Origin of the sequence: Streptomyces sp. NPDC016845 (assembly GCF_044332585.1) — a bacterium.
Taxonomy (GTDB): Bacteria; Actinomycetota; Actinomycetes; order Streptomycetales; family Streptomycetaceae; genus Streptomyces.
The window spans coordinates 148,544-171,910 of the sequence record NZ_JBIRPI010000012.1 but is presented as its reverse complement, the minus strand read 5'-3'; the positions used below and the strand labels follow the sequence as shown (position 1 = coordinate 171,910).

General features: G+C 71.9%; 19 protein-coding genes and 1 pseudogene. 11 read left to right on the top strand and 9 right to left on the bottom strand.

What is annotated here, in order from left to right:
- Positions 1 to 48: 48 nt before the first annotated feature.
- Positions 49 to 324: a heavy-metal-associated domain-containing protein gene (locus ACH4RC_RS26520; RefSeq protein ID WP_398205386.1), complete on the bottom strand. Its 276-nt coding sequence runs from the start codon at positions 322 to 324 to the stop codon at positions 49 to 51.
- An 88-nt stretch (positions 325 to 412) separates the two neighbouring features.
- Positions 413 to 1,357, bottom strand: a complete 945-nt coding sequence (locus tag ACH4RC_RS26515) for a PrsW family intramembrane metalloprotease (RefSeq protein ID WP_398205385.1) — start codon at positions 1,355 to 1,357, stop codon at positions 413 to 415.
- A 120-nt stretch (positions 1,358 to 1,477) separates the two neighbouring features.
- Between ACH4RC_RS26515 and ACH4RC_RS26510 the strand changes: the two genes are divergently transcribed.
- Positions 1,478 to 2,515, top strand: coding sequence for a zinc-binding dehydrogenase (locus tag ACH4RC_RS26510; protein ID WP_398205467.1), 1,038 nt, complete (start codon positions 1,478 to 1,480; stop codon positions 2,513 to 2,515).
- 55 nt (positions 2,516 to 2,570) lie between these two features.
- Here the strand turns inward: ACH4RC_RS26510 and ACH4RC_RS26505 are convergent, their stop codons facing one another.
- From ACH4RC_RS26505 to ACH4RC_RS26495, 3 genes are all read right to left on the bottom strand, one after another.
- On the bottom strand, positions 2,571 to 2,771 hold the full coding sequence (locus ACH4RC_RS26505; RefSeq protein ID WP_398205383.1) for a helix-turn-helix transcriptional regulator: 201 nt from the start codon (positions 2,769 to 2,771) through the stop codon (positions 2,571 to 2,573).
- 441 nt (positions 2,772 to 3,212) lie between these two features.
- Positions 3,213 to 4,211, bottom strand: coding sequence for a helix-turn-helix domain-containing protein (locus tag ACH4RC_RS26500; RefSeq protein ID WP_398205381.1), 999 nt, complete (start codon positions 4,209 to 4,211; stop codon positions 3,213 to 3,215).
- Positions 4,212 to 4,223: 12 nt separating this feature from the next.
- Entirely contained in the window at positions 4,224 to 5,123 is a 900-nt protein-coding gene (locus tag ACH4RC_RS26495; protein ID WP_398205380.1) for a sugar phosphate isomerase/epimerase family protein, read from the bottom strand.
- A gap of 152 nt (positions 5,124 to 5,275) precedes the next feature.
- Here ACH4RC_RS26495 and iolC point away from each other — a divergent pair.
- From iolC to ACH4RC_RS26465, 6 genes and pseudogenes are all read left to right on the top strand, one after another.
- A pseudogene (gene iolC / locus ACH4RC_RS26490) lies at positions 5,276 to 6,232 on the top strand (5-dehydro-2-deoxygluconokinase); the annotation flags it as partial.
- Between the two features lie 507 nt (positions 6,233 to 6,739).
- On the top strand, positions 6,740 to 7,741 hold the full coding sequence (locus ACH4RC_RS26485; RefSeq protein ID WP_398205466.1) for a deoxyribose-phosphate aldolase: 1,002 nt from the start codon (positions 6,740 to 6,742) through the stop codon (positions 7,739 to 7,741).
- Positions 7,742 to 7,784: 43 nt separating this feature from the next.
- The gene (gene iolB / locus ACH4RC_RS26480; RefSeq protein WP_398205378.1) at positions 7,785 to 8,621 is read left to right on the top strand and encodes a 5-deoxy-glucuronate isomerase; all 837 of its coding nucleotides are present in this window, start codon (positions 7,785 to 7,787) and stop codon (positions 8,619 to 8,621) included.
- A 224-nt stretch (positions 8,622 to 8,845) separates the two neighbouring features.
- Entirely contained in the window at positions 8,846 to 10,699 is a 1,854-nt protein-coding gene (iolD, locus tag ACH4RC_RS26475; protein ID WP_398205464.1) for a 3D-(3,5/4)-trihydroxycyclohexane-1,2-dione acylhydrolase (decyclizing), read from the top strand.
- Between the two features lie 34 nt (positions 10,700 to 10,733).
- The gene (gene mmsA, locus ACH4RC_RS26470) at positions 10,734 to 12,254 is read left to right on the top strand and encodes a CoA-acylating methylmalonate-semialdehyde dehydrogenase (protein WP_398205376.1); all 1,521 of its coding nucleotides are present in this window, start codon (positions 10,734 to 10,736) and stop codon (positions 12,252 to 12,254) included.
- Between the two features lie 415 nt (positions 12,255 to 12,669).
- Positions 12,670 to 14,133: an APC family permease gene (locus ACH4RC_RS26465; RefSeq protein WP_398205375.1), complete on the top strand. Its 1,464-nt coding sequence runs from the start codon at positions 12,670 to 12,672 to the stop codon at positions 14,131 to 14,133.
- A 260-nt stretch (positions 14,134 to 14,393) separates the two neighbouring features.
- On the opposite strand, the gene ACH4RC_RS26460 is transcribed toward ACH4RC_RS26465, so the two are convergent.
- Entirely contained in the window at positions 14,394 to 14,936 is a 543-nt protein-coding gene (locus tag ACH4RC_RS26460; protein ID WP_398205373.1) for a GNAT family N-acetyltransferase, read from the bottom strand.
- Positions 14,937 to 15,053: 117 nt separating this feature from the next.
- On the opposite strand from ACH4RC_RS26460, the gene ACH4RC_RS26455 reads away from it, so the two are divergent.
- From ACH4RC_RS26455 to ACH4RC_RS26445, 3 genes are all read left to right on the top strand, one after another.
- On the top strand, positions 15,054 to 17,825 hold the full coding sequence (locus ACH4RC_RS26455; protein WP_398205371.1) for an alpha/beta fold hydrolase: 2,772 nt from the start codon (positions 15,054 to 15,056) through the stop codon (positions 17,823 to 17,825).
- Positions 17,822 to 18,721: an ABC transporter permease gene (locus tag ACH4RC_RS26450; RefSeq protein ID WP_398205370.1), complete on the top strand. Its 900-nt coding sequence runs from the start codon at positions 17,822 to 17,824 to the stop codon at positions 18,719 to 18,721. Before ACH4RC_RS26455 ends, ACH4RC_RS26450 begins: the two co-directional genes overlap by 4 nt.
- Before the next feature lie 180 nt (positions 18,722 to 18,901).
- On the top strand, positions 18,902 to 20,485 hold the full coding sequence (locus ACH4RC_RS26445) for a von Willebrand factor type A domain-containing protein (protein ID WP_398205368.1): 1,584 nt from the start codon (positions 18,902 to 18,904) through the stop codon (positions 20,483 to 20,485).
- On the opposite strand, the gene ACH4RC_RS26440 is transcribed toward ACH4RC_RS26445, so the two are convergent.
- Positions 20,475 to 20,660: a DUF397 domain-containing protein gene (locus ACH4RC_RS26440; RefSeq protein ID WP_398205462.1), complete on the bottom strand. Its 186-nt coding sequence runs from the start codon at positions 20,658 to 20,660 to the stop codon at positions 20,475 to 20,477. The genes ACH4RC_RS26445 and ACH4RC_RS26440 overlap by 11 nt on opposite strands.
- A gap of 20 nt (positions 20,661 to 20,680) precedes the next feature.
- On the bottom strand, positions 20,681 to 21,532 hold the full coding sequence (locus ACH4RC_RS26435; protein WP_398205367.1) for a helix-turn-helix domain-containing protein: 852 nt from the start codon (positions 21,530 to 21,532) through the stop codon (positions 20,681 to 20,683).
- Positions 21,533 to 21,694: 162 nt separating this feature from the next.
- Between ACH4RC_RS26435 and ACH4RC_RS26430 the strand changes: the two genes are divergently transcribed.
- Positions 21,695 to 22,141, top strand: a complete 447-nt coding sequence (locus ACH4RC_RS26430) for an ATP-binding protein (RefSeq protein WP_398205366.1) — start codon at positions 21,695 to 21,697, stop codon at positions 22,139 to 22,141.
- On the opposite strand, the gene ACH4RC_RS26425 is transcribed toward ACH4RC_RS26430, so the two are convergent.
- A complete protein-coding gene (locus ACH4RC_RS26425) occupies positions 22,138 to 23,361 on the bottom strand; it encodes an acyl-CoA dehydrogenase family protein (protein WP_398205461.1) in 1,224 nt (407 codons plus the stop codon). The two genes, ACH4RC_RS26430 and ACH4RC_RS26425, sit on opposite strands and share 4 nt — an antisense overlap.
- Positions 23,362 to 23,367: the final 6 nt, after the last annotated feature.

The following is a 23,367-nucleotide window of genomic DNA, read 5'->3' as shown; positions in this document are numbered from 1 at the left end:
GCCCGCCGGGGCCCGGCCCGGTCCGGAGCGGTCCGTGTCAGCCCGCTGTCAGGCCCTGCCGACGAGCTCGTACCCGGCCTCGTCGACGGCGGCGCGGACGGCCTCCTCGTCGAGCGGGGCCGCGGAGACGACCGTGACCTGTCCGGAGGCGGCGGCCGCCCGCACGGAGGAGACACCGTCGAGCTCGCCGAGCTCACTGGCGACCGCGCCCTCGCAGTGCCCACAGGTCATGCCCTTGACCTGGTAGACGGTGGTGACGGAGGTCCCGGCGGCCGGTGCCGCGTCGTCGGTGCCGGTCTGGTGGAGCTCGGTCTGCGCGCTCATGTCGTTCTCCTAGCTGGAAGGCCGGGGTGAGAAGACCGGGTACCCCCGGCACCTTCTGACCCGCGCTGACCCACCCGACTGTATACCCCTAGGGGGTACTACTCCAAGAAGGGTCGCGGCGCGCCAGCGAACGCGCCCAGACGATCCCGAGCAGAGAGACGAGCACGAGCCCCCCGACCGAGAAGAGCGTGAAGAGATGCTTCTGCGCACTGGTCGGCGCGGGGAGGTACCCCTCGGCGAACAGGGCCCGGTCGAGCCCCGTACTGGTCAGGCGGACCACCAGCCACAGGGCGATGCCGTGCATGGAGTCCCACAAGGCGTGCAGCAGGGCGACGCCTGCGTAGGTGACGACGACCGGGGCCGCGAAGCGGAACCGCCCGTCCGGCCTGCGGTACGAGAGGAGCACCGCGCCGGCGATCGCCGTCCACAGGCCGTGCCCGAACGGGGCGAGCAGCCCGCGCAGCACCTCGGTCTCCAGGAGTGAGCGCAGATCGATGCCCTTCATGGTGACCGCGGCGTTGAACGCGTAGCCCGCGCTCTCGAACGCGGCGAAGCCGAACCCGACCGTGGCGCCCAGGACGAGCCCGGCGCGCAGCCCGCGCACCCGGGGATGGTGGCGCAGCACGTACATCAGGGCGAGGAGCTTGACGGCCTCCTCGATCAGACCGACGCCGACGAACATCCACACCGAGGGGTGCAGCAGGTAGTACTCCATGACGGAGGCGCCGAGCACGCCGAGGACGCCGCCGACCAGGAAGCAGCCGAGGATCAGATGCACCCCGAGGTCGCGGCCGTGCCGCTCGTACGCCCAGAGCACGAAGACCGCCGGCACGAGGAAGCTGCCGAGCAGAATGAGGGTGGGGAGGAGGGTGGTGTTCTTCGTGGCGTACGTGACGAGCGCCGTCAGCACCCACAGGGCCAGCCCGCCCCAGAGGCAGCGCTTCCAGAGACCGGCGCGGACCTGCGGTCCTGGCGGCAGGGGCTGCTGGGGGATGCGGGCCCTGGGCGATCCGGGGGGTTGCGGGTGCGTCAAGACGGTTCCCTCCTGCCTGTGCCGATGTGCCGGAAGTTTAGTTAATTGACCGATATGTCGCCTGTCGCGGCCCCGGATTCGGTGGGCCGACGGGCCGGCGGAAAGGCAGGTGGGCGGATGATGCGCGCTGTCGTGTTCGAACGGTTCGGTGGACCGGCCGAGGTGCGTGAGGTGCCGGACCCGGCCCCGGCGCCGCACGGCGTCGTCGTACGGGTGGAGGCGACGGGCCTGTGCCGCAGCGACTGGCACGGCTGGATGGGCCACGACCCGGACATCGTGCTGCCGCACGTCCCCGGCCACGAACTCGCCGGAGTGGTCCAGGAGGTGGGCGCCGACGTCCGAGAGTGGCGGGCCGGGGACCGGGTGACGGTGCCGTTCGTGTGCGCGTGCGGCCGGTGCGCGGCGTGCGCCGCCGGGGACCAGCAGGTGTGCGAACGGCAGACGCAGCCCGGGTTCACGCACTGGGGCTCGTTCGCCGAGTACGTGGCGCTCGGCCACGCCGACGTCAACCTCGTAGCGGTACCGGAGGGCATGGCCGCCACGACGGCGGCCGCGCTCGGCTGCCGGTTCGCGACCGCGTTCCGGGCTGTCGTGCAACAGGGCCGGGTCGCGGCGGGGGAGTGGGTGGTGGTGCACGGCTGCGGTGGCGTGGGGTTGTCGGCCGTGATGATCGCGGCGGCGGCCGGGGCGCGGGTGGTGGCGGTGGACGTCGTACCCGGCGCGCTGGAGCTGGCCCGGAGGTTCGGGGCCGCGGCTTTCGTGGACGCGGGCGCGACGGACGACGTAGCGGGCGCCGTACGGGAGTTGACGGGCGGCGGCGCCCACCTGTCACTGGACGCGCTCGGCTCGGCGGCGACGTGCGCGGCGTCCGTGAACGGGCTGCGGCGCCGGGGGAGGCACGTACAGGTGGGGCTGTTGCCCGAGGACCCGGTCGTGCCGATGGGGCGGGTGCTCGCCCGGGAGCTGGAGCTGATCGGAAGTCACGGGATGGCCGCGCACGCGTACCCGGGGATGCTGGAGCTTGTGCGGGGCGGGGTGTTGCGGCCGGAGCTGTTGGTGACGTCGACCATTTCACTGGCGGCGGCGGGGGCTGCGCTGGCCTCTGTGGGCGGCGCGTCCGGGGCGGGGGTGACGGTGATCGAGCCGTTCGCGCCGTAGGGGGATGCGAGCCCCCTGAAGGGGCGCCTGAGCGGCGCCCCTCTTCGCACTCGGGTCACTCTCTCGAACGGTCGCGGTTGCGTGGGCGTGAGGCCACCCACTTGCGGACGGTGTCGGCGTACCAGTAGGGCTTGCCGTTCTCCACGTGGTCGGGCGGGGGCAGGAGGCCGTGTTTGCGGTAGGAGCGGACGGTGTCGGGCTGGACCCGGATGTGCGCGGCGATCTCTTTGTACGACCAGAGCCTGCGGTCGGTCATCAGTGGCTCCTCCTGACGGGTGTCGCTACGGCGGCGCGGGGGTGGCCGCCGACGATCACCCACCTTCGACCCGAGAACGATGTGTCTTGAGTTGAAGGGAGGGCCTGTGGGACTCCTGTGACGCAGGACCTGCGTAGGCCGGACATATGTAGCAGGAAAGGGGCGTTTGTTACGTGAATGAAGCAATCGGGACGCGCGCCGGACGCATACCCGGGCGCGGAACGGGAGAGAAGACAGACCCCGCATGTCCCGCGGATCATGCGTGATGGGCCGGGCCGTCATGCGTGATGGGCCGGGCCCCCTGCATCCGGCCCGGCCCACCATCCCCCGCATCCCCCCGGTTGCGTGGCCCGAAGGGACAAGGGTGCCGTCAGCACGGAACGCGGGTCTTGGAGAAAAACGCACTGGCCGGGCCCGTGCGGTGGACCTGTGGGCCGCGCGTCACAGGACGAGGCTGGTGGCCTCGCCCGCGAGGCGGTCCGTGGCGGGCGGTCCGCCCGGATCGGTGCGGAGGCCGCGCGCGAGGGCGAACTCGCGGGGCGTGCACCCGGTCATGGCCTTGAACTCGCCGCTCAGATGGGCCTGGTCGTAGTAGCCGCAGGCCGCCGCGGCCTCGGCCTGGGTGCTGCCCGCGCAGAGGAGGCGCCGGGCCCGTTGCAGCCGCAGCACCCGGGCGGCGGCCTTCGGGGTCAGCCCGATCTGTTCCCGGAAGCGGTTCTCCAGATGCCGTACGCCCCAGCCGACCTGCTCGGCGATCTGCGTGACGGGCGCGGAGCCGCCGCTGTGCGTGAGCGCGTACCAGGCGTGCACCGTGCCGCTCGCGCACCGCGGCCCGGACGCGAGCCAGCGCCCGAGCGTCTCGTCGAGCAACTGGAACCGGGCCCGCCAGGACGGCAACTCGCCGAGCCGGTGCGCGAGTTCGTCGGAGGCCGCCTTGCCGGGAAGCGCGCCCAGTTCGTCCGGGTGTACGCGCCAGCCGGACAGTTCGTGCAGGGCGGTCCGGAAGACCGTGAAGGCGGCCCAGGGGGTCAGCAGGACTTCGACACCGGCGAGCCGCCCGTCGTGCTCACCGAGTACGGGTGTGGTGGACATGCCGGACAGGACGGTGGACAGCTCGGCCGTGCGCAGCCCGGCGGGCCGGACGCCGCCGGCGCTGCCGTCGCGCACCCCGACCCAGCCGCCGGTCGCCTCGGTGATGCGTACCGACCCCTCGAAGCCGAGCACCAGCGTCACCGCGCCGATCGGCGCCTCCAGGCGGGCGCGCGGCCCGGGGAAGGCGAGCCGGAAGCCGCGGTAGCCGATGACGCCGGGGCGCAGCCGGGGGTGCGGCCGGGCGGACGCCGTCTCCCAGGTGCCGTCGGAACTGCGGACGGGACGGACGGCGGGCCGGGCCGTGGGCCGGACATCGGTCGGTGAGGAACTCGTGGTGCGAGAACTCATCCGCCGATACTGCTACACGCCGCACGACCTGAGGTAGCCCCGCGTACGACGCGCGACCGGCAGCGGACGCTCCGGTTCGCACGGATACATGTCCTGCTCGACGATGGCGAAGAGGTCGACGTCGAGCTGGGCGGCGGCGGCGAGCACGGGCTCCAACCGGGGCTCGCCGAGCGGCGGTTCGCACATGACACCTTGCGCCACGGCCGGTCCGAACGGCGTACCGCGCTCACGCACCCCGGCCAGGACGGCGGGGTCCACCTGCTTGAGATGCAGATAGCCGATGCGCTCACCGTAGGTGCGGATCAGCTTGACGCTGTCGCCGCCGCAGTACGCGTAATGCCCGGTGTCCAGGCACAGCGAGACGAGATCGGGGTCGGTGGCGTCGAGAAACCGGGAGACGTTCTCCTCGGTGTCGATGTGGGTGTCGGCGTGCGGATGGACGACGACCCGAAGCCCGTACCGCTCCCGCACCTCACGCGCGAGCCGCTCGGTGCCGTCGGCCAGATGCCTCCACTGCTCGGCACTGAGCGTGTCCCCCTCCAGTACCTCCCCGGTCTTGTCGTCACGCCAGAAGGAGGGGATGACGACGAGATGCCCTGCGCCCATGTCGCGGGTGAGGGCGGCGATGGACGCGACGTGCTCCCAGGTCCGCTCCCAGACGGCGGGCCCGTGGTGCAGTCCGGTGAATACGGTGCCCGCCGAGACGCTGAGCCCCCGCCGCCCGGTCTCCTCGGCGAGGACGCGCGGATCACTGGGCAGATATCCGTACGGGCCGAGCTCGATCCACTCGTAACCGGCCTCGGCGACTTCGTCGAGAAAACGCCGCCAGGGGACTTGCCGGGGATCGTCGGGGAACCAGACGCCCCAGGAGTCGGGGGCGGAGCCGACACGGATGCGGGAGCTGGTCGTCATGGGGCAAGCCTTGAGGGGTGGCGGAACAGTGTCAAGGCATAGTCCGAATGTCCGGACAAAACATTGACAGGGTCTCCGGCACGGGTTAGATCTGGCAGGAAGCTCACGAGGCTGCCGAGGTTCGTCCGAACACGACACGGAGGGAACACCGCATGGCCCGGGACGAGTTCGACCTGATCACCATGGGCCGCATCGGGGTGGACCTGTATCCGTTGCAGGCAGGCCGGAGACTCGCGGACGTCGACACCTTCGGCAAGTTCGTGGGCGGCTCCTCGACCAACGTGGCGGTGGCGGCGGCGCGGCTCGGCCTGCGGACCGCCACGATCAGCCGTACGGGGCAGGACCCGTTCGGCGACTACCTGCGCGAGGAGCTGGCCCGGTTCGGGGTCGACGCGCGCTGGGTGACACCGGTGCCCGGCCTCCCGACCCCCCTCACCTTCTGCGAGATCTTCCCGCCGGACGACTTCCCGCTCTACTTCTACCGCCGCCCGAAGGCGCCGGACCTGGCCATCGAGCCGGACGAACTGGACCTCGACGCGGTGCGCTCCGCGCGGATCTTCTGGATGACGGGTACGGGGCTGAGCGCGGAGCCCAGCCGCTCGGCGACGCTCGGCGCGCTCGCGCACCGGGCGCGGGACGGGGTCCCCGGTGACACTGTCTTCGACCTCGACTGGCGGCCCATGTTCTGGGCGGACCCGGAGGCGGCGCGCCCGCATTACGCGCAGGCGCTGCGGCACGCGACGATCGCCGTCGGCAACATCGACGAGGTCGAGATCGCGACGGGTGAGCGGGAACCGGTCGCCGCGGCGCGGGCGTTGCTGTCGACCGGGCTGCGGCTCGCGGTCGTGAAGCGGGGCCCTGACGGGGTGTTGGCGATGACGTCCGCGGGGGAGGTGGCGGAGGTTCCGCCGCTTCCCGTACGGGTGCTGAACGGGCTCGGGGCGGGCGACGCGTTCGGCGGGGCGCTGTGTCTCGGGGTGCTGGCGGGGTGGGAGCTGGGCCGGATCATGCGGTTCGCCAACGCGGCGGGGGCGATCGTGGCGTCGCGGCTGGAGTGTTCCTCGGCGATGCCGACGCGGACGAAGGTCGAAGCGGCGCTGGCCTCCGGCCCGGGCGGTGACGGTCTTCTGCCCGCTGATGGCGGTGGCCCGGCGCTGGCTTCCGGCCGGGGTGGTGACGGTCTTCTGCCCGCTGATGGCGGTGGCCCGGCGCTGGCTTCCGGCCGGGGTGGTGACGGGCTTCTGCCCGCTGACGGCGGTGGCCCGGCGCTGGCTTCCGGCCGGGGCGGTGACGGGCTTGTGCCCGCTGATGGCGGTGGCCCGGCGCTGGCTTCCGGCCCGGGCGGTGACGGGCTTCTGCCCGCTGATGGCGGTGGGCCGGCGCTCGGGGGCCGCCTTGCCCACCCTGCCGCCCCAGGCGGCAGATTGCCCAAGGCGGGGCGGGGCGGTGGGGTGTCCGGGTCGGTGGGGTGGGGTGGCATCGGGGGCGCAGGTGTGGTTCCTGGTCGTGATGGTGACGGTGACGGGGATGCGGTCGCGGGCGGGAGCGGTGCGGAGGGGACGTGCCGGGGTGCCCCCGCAGGACTCCGCGGGAACTCGGCGCCGGACGACTCGCCTATGGCGTCGGGTGGCGTCGAGACCGATCCGGCCGAGGAGGCACGCCGGCGCGGCCCCGCCCCCACGACGTACCCGACACCGCAGCACAGCGCCCCGTCACCCCCGGACCCCCGCACACTCGCCCGGATCCGCGCCGAGCGACCCCACGCTGTCGCGGAAGCCGCCGCCGCACGTACCCGGCGAGGGCTGATGCCCGTACCCGGGGCACGCCTCATGGTCATCGCCGCTGATCACCCGGCCCGCGGAGCGCTCGCCGCCGGGGACCGCCCCCTCGCGATGGCGAGCCGCGCCGATCTCCTGGCCCGGCTGTGCCTGGCGTTGTCCCGCCCGGGCGTGGACGGCGTCCTCGCCTCCGCCGACGTACTGGACGACCTGCTCCTCCTGGGCGCCCTGCACGACAAGATCGTCATCGGGTCGATGAACCGCGGCGGCCTGGCAGGCGCCACGTTCGAACTGGACGACAGATTCACCGGCCACACCCCGGAGGACCTGCACCGCATGAGGTTCGACGCGGGCAAGCTACTGCTCCGGCTCGACTACGACGACCCGACCGAGGCCTCCGTACGCACGATGGAGGCGGCGGCGCACACCGTGAACGCCATGGCGGCCCGCCGCCTCCCCGTCTTCGTGGAACCGTTCCTGTCACGCCGCGACCCCACCACCGGCCTCCTCCGCAACGACACCGGCCCGGACGCGGTGATCAGGTCCATCGCGGTGGCGAGCGGTCTCGGCGGCACGTCCGCGTACACCTGGCTGAAGCTCCCGGTCACCGACGACCCCACCGACCCGGACGCGATGGCCCGGGTCCTGGAGACATCGACACTGCCCGCCGTACTGCTGGGCGGCGACATCAAGGACGGCGACCAGGAGGCCACGTACGAGAAGTGGCGCGGCGCGCTGCGACTGCCGACGGTGCAGGGTCTGGTGGCGGGACGTTCGCTGCTCTACCCGCCGGACGGCGACGTGGCACAGGCGGTGGACACGGCGGTGAGCCTGCTGTGAACGACACGGCATGCATAGCAGCAGCTAGGAGGGAAACGCACGGATGACCAACTCCCACCTCCCCAACGGCACGGCGGTCGACGGCCCGTACACCCTGGCCGTCGACCCGGACAAGACGAACCTCCCCACCTGGTCCCGCGCAGCGCTCCGCATCCTCGAACTGGCGCCCGGCACCACGCACACCTTCGACACCGGTGAGAGTGAATGGATCGTGCTGCCCTTGACCGGCGGTTGCTCGGTGACGGCGGACGGGCGGATCATCGAACTCGCGGGCAGGGAAGACGTGTTCAGCGGCGCGAGCGACTTCGCGTACGTTCCGCGCGGCACCCGCGCAGAGATCGCCTCCGGCGCGGGAGGCCGCTTCGCCCTGGCAGGAGCGAAGTGCGGGCGACGACTCCCCGTCCGCCGCGGCCCCGCGCCGGAGGTACCGATCGAGGCCCGGGGCGCGGGCACCAGCGCGCGGACGGTCCGCAACTTCGCGGCGGCGGACACCTTCGACTGCGACCAGCTGATCGCGGTGGAGGTGATCACCCCCGGCGGCAACTGGTCCTCGTACCCCCCGCACAAGCACGACGAGCACAGGCCGGGCACGGAGACCCGCCTGGAGGAGATCTACTACTACGAGATCGCCGTGGACGAGGCGACCGGCACGGCGGGCTACGGATACCAGCGCGTGTCCCCGTCCCGCCCCGGCGGCACCGACCTCCTGGCAGAGGTCCGCACCGGCGACGCGGTCCTCGTACCGGACGGCTGGCACGGCCCGTCGATCGCCCAGCCGGGGCACGCGATGTACTACCTGAACGTGATGGCGGGCCCGGACGAGAGCAGGGAGTGGAGAATCAGCTTCCACCCGGCCCACGCGACGGAGGGCTACCGATGACACAAGGCCCGACGGGGTCAGGCCCGACGAAGGCAGGCCCGACGGAGGCTGCCCCGACGGGGTCAGGCCCGACGGGGTCAGGCCCGACGGGGTCAGGCCCGACGGGGTCAGGCCCGACGGGGTCAGGCCCGACGGGGTCAGGCCCGACGAGGACAAGCCCGGCAGGGCCGAGCCCGACCAAGCCACCGTCGGCGACAACCCGCCTCACCACAGCCCAGGCCCTCATCCGCTTCCTGGCCCGCCAGTTCACGGAACGCGACGCCACCCGCCACCGCCTGATCTCCGCGACATGGGGCATCTTCGGCCACGGAAACGTCGCGGGCCTGGGCCAGGCATTGCTCCAGTACGGCGAGGACATGCCGTTCCACCAGGGCCGCAACGAGCAGGCGATGGTGCACGCGGCGGTCGGCTACGCCCGCCAGAGCAACCGCTTGTCGACGCACGCGGTCACGACGTCGATCGGCCCGGGAGCGACCAACCTGACGACGGGCGCGGCGCTGGCCACGATCAACCACATCCCCGTACTGCTGCTCCCCGGCGACGTGTTCGCGACCCGCCCGGCCGACCCGGTGCTGCAGCAACTGGAGGTGCCGTACGCGGGCGACGTGTCGGTCAACGACTGTCTGCGCCCGGTGTCGAAGTACTTCGACCGGATCACGCGCCCCGAACAGCTGATCCCGGCGGCGCTGCAGGCGATGCGCGTCCTCACGGACCCCGTCGACACGGGCGCGGTGACGCTGTCGCTGCCGCAGGACGTGCAGGCGGAGGCGTACGACTGGCCGGACGACTTCTTCGCGGACCGCACCTGGACGATCCGCCGCCCACCCCCGGAACAGGCCCAGATCCAGAACGCGGCGCAGGCGTTGCGCACGTCCGAACGCCCCCTTCTCGTCGCGGGCGGCGGCATCCACCACAGCGAGGCGGAGGACGCCCTGAGGGCGTTCGCGGACGCGACCCGCGTCCCCGTGGCGTCGACGCAGGCGGGCAAGGGCTCGCTGCGCCACGACCACCCGTCGGACGTGGGCGGCATCGGCCACACCGGCACGGCGACGGCGAACGAGCTGGCCCGCGAAGCAGACCTGGTGATCGGCGCGGGAACGCGCTACACGGACTTCACCACGGCCTCCGCCACCCTCTTCACCAACCCGGACGTCCGCTTCGTGAACCTGAACATCGCCCCGTTCGACGCGCACAAACTGGGCGCCGCGCACCCGGTCGTGGCGGACGCCCGCGAGGCGCTGACCGCACTCACGCGGGCACTACCGAACTACTCCGCGAACCCGACCCACGTAGAGGCGTACACGCAGGCCAAACGCGACTGGGAGGACCGCGTGGCCGCCGCCTACGGGACGAGCGAAGGGGCCGCACGCCCCACCCAGACCCAGGTCCTGGGCCTCCTCGACGAACTCGTGTCGGACGACGACATCCTCATCAACGCGGCCGGCTCCCTCCCCGGCGACCTGCACAAACTGTGGCGCACGCGCTCACGCGACCAGTACCACGTCGAGTACGGCTACTCCTGCATGGGCTACGAGATCCCGGCCGCGATCGGCGTATCCCTTGCCGCCCCCGGCCGCCCCGTATGGGCGCTGGTCGGCGACGGCACGTACCTGATGCTGCCGACGGAGATCGTGACGGCGGTGCAGGAGAACGTCCCCGTCAAGATGGTGCTGCTCCAGAACCACGGATACGCGTCGATCGGTGGCCTCTCGGCGTCGGTAGGGGCGGAGGGCTTCGCCACCCAGTACCGTCTCCCGGACGCGGACGGCCGCCCGTACACAGGTGCGCCGCTCCCAGTGGATCTCGCGGCGAACGCGGCGAGCCTCGGCATGGACGTGCACCGGGCGAAGACGGTCGCGGAACTGCGCGCGGCGCTCGCCGAGGCGCGCGCGGCGACCCGTCCCACATGTGTCTATGTGGAGACGGAAACGGCAGACACAGTGTCGGGCCCGCCTCCGGCGCAGGCGTGGTGGGATGTGCCCGTGGCCGAGACGGCGGACGCGGAGGCGACACCGTCGGCGGCGAAGGCCCGCGAGGAGTACGAGAGGCACGCCACCGCCCGGCGCCGCCACCTCTGAGCCGAGACGTATCAGGACGTAACAGGAGTTGCCCATGTCTGACCCCAAGTCCGACCTGAAGTCCGTGCACCACTGGATCGGCGGCAAGACCGTCGAGGGCGTCTCGGGCAACCACGGCCCGGTGACGGACCCGTCGACCGGTGCCGTCACGACGCACGTCGTCTTCGCGAGCGTCGAGGAGGTGGACGCCGCGGTCGCCGCCGCGAAGGAGGCGTACGCGAGCTGGGGCACGTCGTCCCTTGCGAAGCGGACGGAGATCCTGTTCCGGTTCCGCGCGCTGCTCGACGCCAACCGCGACGCGATCGCCGAGCTGATCACGGCCGAGCACGGCAAGGTGCACTCGGACGCGCTCGGCGAGGTCGCGCGCGGCCTGGAGATCGTGGACCTGGCCTGCGGGATCAACGTGCAGCTCAAGGGCGAGCTGTCGACGCAGGTCGCGAGCCGGGTGGACGTGGCGTCGATCCGTCAGCCGGTCGGCGTGGTCGCGGGCATCACGCCGTTCAACTTCCCGGCGATGGTGCCGATGTGGATGTTCCCGATCGCCGTCGCGTGCGGCAACACGTTCGTGCTGAAGCCGTCGGAGAAGGACCCGTCGGCGTCGGTCAAGATCGCGGAGCTGCTGTCGGAGGCGGGTCTGCCGGACGGCGTCTTCAACGTCGTCCACGGTGACAAGGTGGCGGTGGACCGTCTCCTCGAACACCCGGACGTGGCGGCCGTCTCCTTCGTCGGCTCGACGCCGATCGCCCGCCACATCCACACCACGGCCTCGGCGAACGGCAAGCGGGTCCAGGCGCTCGGCGGCGCCAAGAACCACATGCTGGTGCTGCCCGACGCTGACCTGGACGCGGCCGCCGACGCGGCGGTCTCGGCGGCGTACGGTTCGGCGGGCGAGCGCTGCATGGCGATCTCGGCGGTCGTGGCCGTCGGCTCCGTCGCCGACGAACTGGTCGCGAAGATCAAGGACCGCGCCGAGCAGATCAAGATCGGTCCGGGCAACGACCCGGCGTCCGAGATGGGCCCGCTCATCACGGCCGCCCACCGCGACAAGGTCGCGTCGTACGTCGCGGGCGCCGCGGACGAGGGCTGCGAGGTCGTCCTCGACGGCACGGGCTACACGGTCGAGGGCCACGAGGACGGCCACTGGATCGGCCTCTCCCTCCTCGACAAGGTCCCGACGTCGGCGAAGGCGTACCAGGACGAGATCTTCGGCCCGGTCCTGTGCGTCCTGCGCGTGGACACGTACGACGAGGGTGTGGCCCTCATCAACAGCTCGCCCTACGGCAACGGCACGGCGATCTTCACCCGGGACGGCGGTGCCGCGCGCCGCTTCCAGCTGGAGGTCGAGGCGGGCATGGTCGGCGTGAACGTCCCGATCCCGGTCCCGGTCGGCTACCACTCCTTCGGTGGCTGGAAGGACAGCCTCTTCGGCGACCACCACATCTACGGCAACGACGGCACGCACTTCTACACGCGCGGCAAGGTCGTCACGACCCGCTGGCCCGACCCGGCGGACGCCCCCGCCGGCGTCGACCTGGGCTTCCCGCGCAACCACTGAACCCACGGAACCCTCTACCCGGGTGAGTGCCCCGGTCCGCCACCCCTCCCGGCGGGCCGGGGCACATTATTTTTCGGCGAAGTTCGACGGCGGGGCTGCGGTTCCCGTACGTAGAGGATGAAACGGGCGCCGAAGGCGGCAGGATCACGCGACCTTCCATTCGAAGGCAACGCTGCGTACTCGCTATACAGAACTCGGTCATGGTGTCGAACGGCTAAGGATGCGCCGGTAGTTGACCGGCTTGTCAACTGCGGAATCCGCAGGAAAACGGCCGTTGACGTTCCGGATACGTACGGGGTTCGATGACGCGCCAGGAGCGGATGCACCCCCCTCACCCAGCCATCCGGAGGCGATAGCGCTCCCGCCCGTAGAACACCTGCGCACACCCGCAGCACGAGCCGATCGGAACCACTGGATGACCGACACGCTTCGCCCACCGACCGCCGACGCCGCCGCCACCCCCGTCCCCGAGGCGGCGGAGACCCCGGATCCGGCAACGGCGTCCCAGGGCCTCGGCTCTCCCCAAGCGCTGAAGCGTTCCATCGGCGTCGTCGGCGGCACCCTGCTCACGCTGTCCTGCGTGACGCCCGCGTCCACCCTGTTCGTCGTGGTCCCCGACCTGTTCGGCAGCCTGGGCACGGCGACGGCTCTCACCATCGCGATCGGCTCGCTGCTCTGCATCGGCGTGGCGTTCTGTTACTCGGAGCTGGGCACCCTCATCCCCAGCGCGGGCGGCGAGTACGCCATGGTCTCCACGCTCGCGGGCCGTCTCGCGGGCTGGCTGGTCTTCATCCTCTCCCTTCTCGTCGTGATGATCGTCCCCCCGGTGATCGCGATGGGCACGGCCGACTACCTGGCCCCGCTGGTGCATTTGGACCCGTCGGTGGCGGGCGCGGCGGTGATGCTCCTGGCCACGCTCGCGGGCCTCCTCGACCTGCGCGCCAACGCGTGGATCACCGGCGTCTTCCTGGTCCTGGAGGTGATAGCGGCGGCGGTCGTGGCGGTCCTCGGCTTTTCACACGCCGAACGCGGCGCGGGCTCGCTGCTGTCGATGCGGGTGGCGGGCGCCGACGGCTCCTCGGCCCACCCGGACACGGTGACGGCGATGCTGATCGTCTCCGGCCTGGCCATCGCGCTCTTCGTGACCCAGGGTTTCTCGACGGCCGTCTACCTCTCCGAGGAGCTGGAGAACCCCCGTACGTCCGTCTCCCGCACGGTCCTGGCGACGCTCGCCATCTCCACGGTGATCATCCTCGTCCCGGTCGTGGCGATCACGATGGGCGCCCCGGACCTCGCGGCGCTCACCTCGGGGGACATCGGCACCATGGTCGAGGCGTGGTCGAACTCGGCGGTCGGCACGTTCGTCTCGTTGTGCGTCGCACTGGCCATCATCAACGCGGGCATCGTCATGGTCATCCAGAACTCCCGCGTCCTGTTCGCCTCGGCCCGCGACAAGGCGTGGCCGGGCCCGGTCAACCGGGGCCTCTCCCGCCTCGGCCGCTTCGGCTCGCCGTGGGTCGCGACGCTGGTCGTGGGCGTACCCGGCGCGGCACTGTGCTTCGTCAACCTGGACACCCTGTACGGAGTGACCGGCGTCTCCGTCACCGGCATGTACATCCTGGTCGCGATCGCCGCCCTCCTCGCCCGCCGCGGCACCCACCGCACGCGCGCCGCCTGGCGCATGCCCCTGTGGCCGGCGGTCCCGGCCCTCCTGATCGTGGTCCTCGCGTACGTCCTGAGCCGGCAGGAGGTCACGTACCTCCTCTGGACGGGCGGCATCACGGCGGCGGCGACCGCGTACTGGGCGCTGTATCTGCGGCCGCGTCCGGACGAGCGCTGGGTGATCTCCATTCCGGAGGACGGGGAGGCGGGCGCCTGACAGGGCAAGGGGTCGCGGGGCTCCTGTGCGACGGGCCGACCGGGTCTCACCGGCTCGGCCCCGGCGGCCGTGACGCGAGCCCACACGGTGAGCCCGCCTTGCCTTGTACGCCGCCATCCCCACCGTTGCGCCAACGCTTCTACGATCGTGATCCCCCGCCCGGACTCGTCAAGATCCTGGGCGGAGGTCCGCCGGTCCGGTGCTGAGTGCCCGTTCGTTCTCCCCGTTCATCGACGGGCTCCACCGACCAGGCCGACTCGTCAGGTGAAGTCCCACGTGAGCACCGTGCAGGGCCCCTCATGGACGCCGCCCGCGCTCCGGTACACCGCCGACGCCACGTCGTTGTCCGCGTCCACCGCGACCCACATGTCGTAGCAGCCGAGTTCGGCCGCGAGGTCCGCCAGTGTGCGGACCAGGGCGCGGGCGATCCCGCGGCGGCGGTACGGCTCGGTGACCGCGAGTTCGTAGAGGAACATCTCGCGGCCCTTGTCGGGGTGGACGGTCTCGACGCCGCTGATGAAGCCGACGGGGGTGGTCTCGGCGTCGGCTTCATCAGCGGCATCCGCATCCGCATCCGCATCCGCATCGGCATCGGCATCGGTATCGGCGTCGGCGTCGGCGTAGGCGTAGGCCAGGTAGAGATGGTGGCCCGGTGCGGTCAGGAAGTCGCGGGCCACCTCTGGGCGGGGCGGCGCGTCGAACAGCGGGGCGGCGGCGAGGAGTTCGGCGACGGAGGCGGCCCGGCGGATCTCGAAAGGGGGCTCGGGAGGGGGCCCGGACGGGGTTTCGGGAGAGGGGGTCATGAGGGCGTCGTACCACGCCTGCGGTACACCGTCAGCGGCGCGTACTCCCAGGGGAGGGCCGCAAGCTCCGACCGGGGGGTGCGGTGACTGTCAGTGGCGGCGCTTACGGTTGGTGTCATGGAGCTGCGAGGGCGCCCAGGGCGCGAACGGCGCGGATGGCGCGAGCGGGTACGCGGGAAACCGTTGCGGTGGGGAGCCGTCGTAGCGGCCCTGATCGTCCTTGTCGGGGCGGCGACCTGGTCTGTTGCTGCGGCCACGGGCGGTGGGGACGAGGCGGCCGTGCAACGGCAGGACCGGACGATGCCGATGGGCGGCGGCGTCCGGATCAAGACCTCGTACTTCACGGCCGGTGACGAGAGCGAGAAGCGGCCCGCGATCCTGCTGGCCCACGGCTTCGGCGGCAGCAAGGAGGACGTGCGGGGCGAGGCGGAGAAGCTGGCCCGCCACGGGTACGCGGTGCTGACCTGGTCCGCGCGCGGATTCGGCGGCTCGACCGGCAAGATCGGCCTCAATGACCGGCGCGGCGAAGTGGCGGACGTGTCGCGCCTCATCGACTGGCTGGCCGAGCGGTCCGAGGTGCGGCTCGACAAGGCGGGCGACCCGCGCGTGGGCGTCACGGGCGCGTCGTACGGCGGCGCCGTCTCGCTGCTCGCGGCCGCGTACGACAAGAGGGTCGACGCGATAGCCCCGCACATCACCTACTGGAACCTGGCGGACGCGCTGTTCCCCGACGGCGTCTTCAAGAAGCTGTGGACCGGCATCTTCTTCACCACGGGCTCCGCGGACATCGGCGCCCGCACCAGCGAGGCCGGGCTGCACTGCGGCCGCTTCGAGGACGAGCTGTGCGACATGTACCAACGGGTCGCCGTCGCCGGGAAGCCGGACGCGGAGGCACGCGGACTCCTCGAGGAGCGCAGCCCGTCCGCCGTCGGCGACCGCATCAAGGTGCCCACGCTGATCTCGCAGGGGCAGACCGACTCCCTGTTCCCGCTCAGCCACTCCGACGCGATGGCCAAGCAGATCAAGGCCAACGGCGCCCCCGTCGACGTCGACTGGATCGCGGGCGGCCACGACGGCGGCGACATGGAGTCCGGCCGCACCGCGGCCCGCGTGACCTCGTGGTTCGACCGGTATCTGAAGGACGAGGACGTCGACACGGGGCCCGCGTTCCGCGTGACCCGCACCGGCGGCGTCGACTCCACGGACGGCGCGGCCACCCTGCGCGGAGCGAGCGGCGACACGTACCCCGGGCTGCGCGGCGAGAAGCGGCAGTCCGTGCCGCTGAAGTCAGCCACGGAGACGTTCCAGAACCCGCCCGGCGGCGCCCCACCGTCGATCTCCTCCGTGCCGGGTCTCGGCAGCGCGTCGCAGCTGTCGTCGTCCCTCGGCGCCGGGCTCTCGCTCGACTTCCCGGGCCAGTTCGCCCGGTTCGACTCGGCACCGCTGAAGAAGACCGTACGCGTCACCGGCTCGCCCACGGTCAAAGCCCGCGTGAAGTCCTCCACCGGCACCGCCGTCCTCTTCGCGAAGGTCTACGACGCCGGTCCCGGCGGCGCCCGCCAGGTGCTGCCCTCCCAACTGGTCACGCCGGTACGGGTGACGGGCGCGGGCGGCGCCGGCAAGGACGTCACGATCACACTCCCGGCCATCGACCACCAGGTGCAGAAGGGGCACACCCTGCGCCTCGTCCTCTCCGCGACGGACCTCGGCTACGCGTCCCCGGCGCAGGCCGCGACGTACCAGGTCTCGGTCGAGGCACCGCTGAGCGTGCCGACCGCGCCCGCCGTCGAGACCGCGTCAGCGCCGCTGCCCGCCTGGGTGTGGTGGCTGCCGCTCGCCGCGGCCGTCGTCGCGGCGGCGCTGCTGCTCACCGCGCGCAGGCGGACGACGGCGCCCGCGCCCGACCCGCAACTGGCCGGAGTGCCGCTCCAGATCACCGGCCTGAGCAAGCGGTACGCCAGGTCGACGGACCGGTACGCCGTCCGCGACGTGTCCTTCCGCGTAGAGAAGGGCCAGGTCCTCGGCCTGCTCGGACCGAACGGGGCGGGCAAGACGACCACCCTGCGCATGCTCATGGGCCTCATCCGCCCCGACGAGGGCGAGATCCGCGTCTTCGGCCACGCGATCCGCCCCGGCGCCCCCGTACTCTCCCGGGTCGGCGCTTTCGTCGAGGGCGCGGGCTTCCTGCCGCACCTCTCGGGCCGGGAGAACCTGGAGCTGTACTGGCGGGCCACCGGCCGCCCGCGCGGCGACGCCCACGTCGACGAGGCGCTGGAGATCGCCGGCCTCGGCGACGCACTCGCCCGCGCGGTACGCACCTACTCGCAGGGCATGCGGCAGCGCCTCGCCATCGCCCAGGCCATGCTCGGCCTCCCGGACCTGCTGATCCTCGACGAGCCGACGAACGGCCTCGACCCGCCGCAGATCCGCGAGATGCGCGAGGTGATGATCCGGTACGCGCGCGGTGGCCGCACCGTCATCGTCTCCAGCCACCTCCTTGCCGAGGTCGAGCAGTCCTGCACGCACCTTGTCGTCATGGACCGCGGCCGTCTCGTCGAGGCGGGCCGGGTCGAGGACATCGTCGGCTCCGGCGACACGGTCCTCGTCGGCCTGGCCGCCGGCGTCTCCGACCCGCTGCTTGAGAAGGTGGCGGCGCTGGAAGGGGTGGAATCGGTGGTCCGGGCGGAGGAGGGGCTGCTGGTCCGGCTCGCCCCTCTTCCTGGGGCAGCAGGCGCACCGGACGGTTCCGGCGCCCTCGACGATCCCGGTACCGACCCCGCCGCCCGCCTCCTCGCCGACCTGGTCCGGCTCGACGTGCCCGTGAAGGCGCTCGGCCCGCACCGGCGACTCGAGGACGCGTTCCTCACGCTGATCGGAGGCTCCGCATGAGCAGCAGCACCGGGGCTGCCACCCCCGCCCCACCCGCAAAGGCGGCGCCCGCCGCCGGGCCCGCCGACGGCTACCGGCCCGGCCGCACCCTCCCCCTCCGGGTCGAGCTGGCCCGGCAGGTGAAGCGGCGCCGGACCCTCGTCATGGGGGCGGTGCTTGCACTGCTGCCGTTCGTGCTGGTCGCCGCGTTCGCGATCGGCGGCCAGCCGGAGGGTCGCAACGGGCGGGTGACGCTGATGGACACGGCCACCGCGTCCGCCGCGAACTTCGCCGCGACGTGCCTGTTCGTGTCCGCGGGGTTCCTGCTGGTCATCCCCGTCGCCCTGTTCTGCGGCGACACGGTGGCCTCCGAGGCGAACTGGTCGAGCCTGCGCTATCTGCTCGCCGCCCCCGTGCCGCGCGCCCGGCTGCTCTGGTCCAAGCTGGTCGTCGCGCTCGGGCTCAGCCTCGGCGCGATGGTGCTGCTGCCCGTCGTCGCGCTCGGCGTGGGCGCGGTCGCGTACGGGTGGGGGCCGCTGGACATACCGACCGGCGGAGCCCTGTCGTCCGGTACGGCGGCGCAGCGGCTGCTCGTCGTGATCGCGTACATCTTCGTGTCGCAGCTGGTCACCGCGGGCCTGGCGTTCTGGCTGTCGACGAAGACGGACAACCCGCTGGGCGCGGTCGGCGGCGCGGTCTTCCTGACCATCGTGGGCAATGTCCTGGACGCGGTCACCGCCCTCGACCACTGGCGCGACTTCCTGCCCGCGCACTGGCAGTTCGCCTGGGCGGACCTGTTCCAGGCGCAGCCCGAGTGGAGCGGCATGGTGCAGGGGGCGGCGGTGTCGGTGGCGTACGCGGTGGTGCTTTTCGCGCTGGCGTTCCGGGGGTTCGCGCGGAAGGACGTGGTGTCGTGAACCGGTCGTGAGCGGTTCCGCGTACGGCGCCCAGGTCTCCGGAGGATCACCAGCCGGTCACAACTACCGCCCGCCGTAACCCCTTTGAGGCCAAGGCGCAATCGCCCGGGACGAACGATCCGCCCGCCTCCCGCGTCAGAGTCACAGGACATGGACGCGGGCGATACGGGAGGGGCGATCATGCGGGTTGGATCGGGCGCTGTGCGCCGTAGTGGAGGGACGTTGGTGGCCGCGTTCCTCGCCGGGGGGCTGTTGCTCAGCGGGTGCGGTCCGGCCGGTACGTCGGCGGACGACTCGGACGCCTCGCAGAAGAGGGCACCGCACGCCGGCCAGGGATACACGGGCGGGGACGGATCCGCGAACGGCCCCGCCGCGTCCGTGGCCCCGGACGGCGCCGACAGCGACGGCAGCGACCGCGACAGCGGCGCGGACCACCGTTCCACGTTCGCCCTCGACGTCGACACCGCCTCCTACGGATACGCGCGCCGCACCCTCGCCGAGGGGCGGTTGCCGGACCCGGAGTCGGTGCGGCCCGAGGAGTTCGTCAACAGCTTCCGGCAGGGCTATCCACGCCCCGAGGGCAACGGCTTCTCGGTGACGGTGGACGGCGCCCGCACCGGCGACGGCGATGACGGCTGGCATCTGATGCGGGTGGGCCTCGCGACGGCGCAGGCCCCCGCGAGCGGTGAACGCGAGCCCGCGGCGCTCACCTTCGTCGTCGACATCTCCGGCTCCATGGGCGAACCGGGCCGCCTCGACCTCGTCAGGCAGTCCCTGACCACGCTCACCGACGAGCTCCGCCCCGACGACTCGATCGCCCTGGTCACCTTCAGCGACGAGGCCGAGACGGTGCTGCCGATGACCCGGCTCGGGGCGAGCGGCGGCACGGTGCGCGACAAGGTCCACGAGGCCGTCGACAGCCTTGAACCCACCGACTCCACCAACCTGGAGGCGGGCATCCGCACCGGTTACGCGACGGCGGTCGAGGGCGTGCGGCCCGGGGCCACCAACCGTGTCGTCCTCCTGTCCGACGCCCTCGCCAACGACGGCGAGACCTCCGCCGACGCCCTCCTCGCACGCATCGCGGACGCCCGCCGCGACCACGGCATCACCCTCTTCGGGGTCGGCGTCGGCAGCGACTACGGCGACGCGCTCATGGAACGCCTCGCCGACAAGGGCGACGGCCACACCACCTACGTCTCTTCGCCCGCCGACGCCCGCGAGGTCTTCACGCAACAACTGCCGGCCAACGTGGAGCTGCGCGCGCGGGACGCGAAGGCGCAGGTCACCTTCGACCAGGACACGGTCTCCGACTTCCGGCTCCTCGGCTACGACAACCGCCGCGTAGCCGACGACGACTTCCGCGACGACCGCGTCGACGGCGGCGAAGTCGGCCCCGGCCACACGGTGACGGCGCTCTACGCGGTCAAGCTCCGCGAAGGTGCCGACGGCCGGGTGGCCAGGGCGACGGTCCGCTGGCTGGACCCGGAGAGCCGGGCGCCCCGCGAGGCCTCCGGCACGATCACGGCGTCGTCCCTGTCCCGCCCCCTGTGGTCCGACGCGACGCCGCCGCGGCTCCGGGTGGCGGCGACCGCGGCGTATTTCGGACACCGCCTGGGAGGCGGCTCGGCCGCGCGCTGGCCCGGTGAGCCGGACCTGAACGATCTGGCGTCGCAGGCGGAGTCCCTGTCGGGGGCGACGGAGGACACGGATGTACGGGCGCTGGCCGACGCGGTGCGTGCGGCGGCGCGGCTCAGCGGGTGAGCGCGCCGCGGCGGAGTGCTTGCGCGAACTGGGCCCAGGCGGCGCGGGTCACTGTCGTGTGCGGCAGGCCGGGGTCTTTGGAGTCGCGGATGGCGATGAGGTGGGGGGCCTGCACAGCGACCTCGACGCATGCGTTGGCGGAAGCCTCCGAGTATGACGACTTGAACCAACGCATCTCGGACAAGGCGCTTCCCCTCATAGATCCTTGACGATGCCGAGGATGACGTCCCTCGACCTCTTCGGATTCAACGCCACCTGTTCGACCAAGTCCAGTCGTCGCCGGAAGTTGACCAGCTGGGTACTGGAGTCGAGGAAGACGGTCCCGACGGGCGAGTCCACCTGCACCGTGTCGAGGTGAGGGCTGGCGGCGGAGATGTACATCAACGTGTCACCGGCCATGGGGAATCCGCTGGTGGTGAGCGGGATCACGAGCAGCCGCACATTGGGGCGCTCGCTCTCCGCGAGGAGGTGTTCGAGCTGCGCCCGAGCCACCTGGTCGCCTCCGACGCGCATGCGCAGCGCCGCCTCATGGACAAGTCCCGTGTACGGGATGGGGGCGTCGCCCGCGATCACCGCGCTGCGGGCACGCCGGTGAGCGATCCGCAGTTCCACCTCCAGGCGGGAGAGCGCGGGTACGAACAGATCGAACAGGGCACGGGCGTGCTCCTCGGTCTGGAAGAGCCCCGGGATGTGGGCGGTCTGCAAGGTCCGCAACTGGGTCGCGTGCGCCTCCAGTTCCGCCACGTCCAGAAAGTCCGGCGGGATCTTGTCCCGGTACTCGTCCCACCACCCGCGCCGACGCCCGCCGGTCATGGAGGCCAGTGCGTCGATCAGCGCGCTGTCGTCGCACTCGTAGATGCTCGCCAGGCGCCGCACCCGTTCCTCGCTGGCCGGGAACCGGCCCGACTCGATGTTGGAGATCGACGTCCGGTCCGTACCGAGCAGTTCGGCGGCGCGTGGCGCGGTCATTCCGGCGGCCTCGCGCAGGCGCCGTAGCTCGGTGCCGAACCGGCGTTGACTGACGGTGGGTGCGAGACGCGGTGGCATAAGTCCTCCTTGTTGCGCTCAGTGTGCCGAGCAGGAGAGGTGCCGTCCATCGAATCCAGATGTGCAACCAGTTCGAGTGAATGGACTCTCACGGGTTGTAGCGATGGCGCTATGGTGCGTGACACCGGCCACTCCACGGCCCACTCTCACCCGAGGTGAACGATGGACGACACCACCCCCACCCGAATCGGCTGGGACGCCTCAACGCTCGACCGGGATCGCCCTGTGGCCCAGGCCCGCCACCGCACCCGCACCTGGGTCAGAACGCACTGGGGGCTGCCCGAGTTGGCGGACACGGTGGAGCTGGCGGTGGCGGAGCTGTGTACGAACGCGGTGCGGCACGGCGGGGGACTGGCCGGGCTCGAACTGATCCTGGCGACGCCGCGCGTATACGTCCCGCCGTACCTGCGCGTGCTGGTGACGGACCACGCACCGGGACGGCAGCCGCGGCTGCCGTCCTGCGGCGTCAACTTGCTGAGCGAGGGCGGTCGGGGCCTGCACCTCGTGGCGACGCTGGCCCGGCGCTGGGGATGGCACCGGACGGGGTTCGACGAGAAACAGGTGTGGTGCACGTTCGAACTGCGGGACGGGAACGGGCCGCCCGGCTAGCGGATCTGGCGCCCCGAGATCGCGCGCGCGATGACGAGCCGCTGGATCTCGCTCGTCCCCTCGAAGATGGTGTAGATCTTCGCGTCCCGGTACATCCGCTCGACGGGGTGCTCCCTGCTGTACCCGGCGCCGCCGAGCACCTGGATCGCCTTCTCGCTGGCCGCGACGGCGAGTTCACCGGCCCGGAGCTTGGACATGGAGCCCTGACCGGCGTCGAAGACCTTGTCGTTGCGGGCCATCCAGGACGCCTGCCAGATCAGCAGCCGGCACGCCTCGATCTCCGTACGGAGGTCCGCGAGGGCGAACGCGATCGCCTGGTTCTCGATGATCGGGCGGCCGAACGCCTCCCGGTCACCGGCGTACTCGAGGGCGTACTCGTACGCGGCGCGCGCGATCCCGAGCGCTTGGGCGCCGACGGTGGGCCGGCTGACCTCGAAGGTCGACATCGCGGCCTGGCTCCGCCCGCCCGCACCCTTGGAACCTTCGCGGGCCCGCGCGAGACGCGCGTCGAGCTTCTCCTTCCCGCCGAGCAGACAGTGCCCGGGGACCCGGACGTCGTCGAGGAAGACGTCCGCGGTGTGTGACGCCCGCAGCCCCAGCTTCCGTATCTTCTTGGCGCCTTCGAGGCCGGGCGTGCCGGGCGGCACGATGAAAGCCGCCTGCCCGCGCGAACCGAGTTCGGGTTCGACGGAGGCGACGACCACGTGGACGTTCGCGATGCCGCCGTTGGTGATCCAGGCCTTCTGGCCGCTGATCACCCACTCGTCCTTCGCCTCGTCGTAGCGGGCCCGCGTCCGCATCGCCGCGACGTCCGAACCGGCCTGCGGCTCCGACACGCAGAACGCCGCGACCTTCGGGTCGTCCGCGTCGCCGAAGCACTGCGGCACCCATTCGGCCAGTTGGTCGGGGGTGCCGGACGAGAAGATCCCGGCGACGGCGAGAGAGGTGCCGAACAGTGCCATGCCGATGCCCGCGTCGCCCCAGAAGAGTTCTTCGTTGGCGATCTGGAGCGAGATGCCGCTCGGGTCGCCGAAGAGTTCGGCCAGGGACTCGAACCCGTAGAGGCCGATCTTCGCGGCCTCCCGGATCACGGGCCAGGGCGTCTCCTCGCGCTCGTCCCACTCGGCGGCGGCGGGCCGCACCACGTCGACGGCGAAGCCGTGCACCCAGTCGCGCAGATCGCGCTGGTCCTGGTCCAGTTCCAGAGAGAAAGCCATGATGTCGTC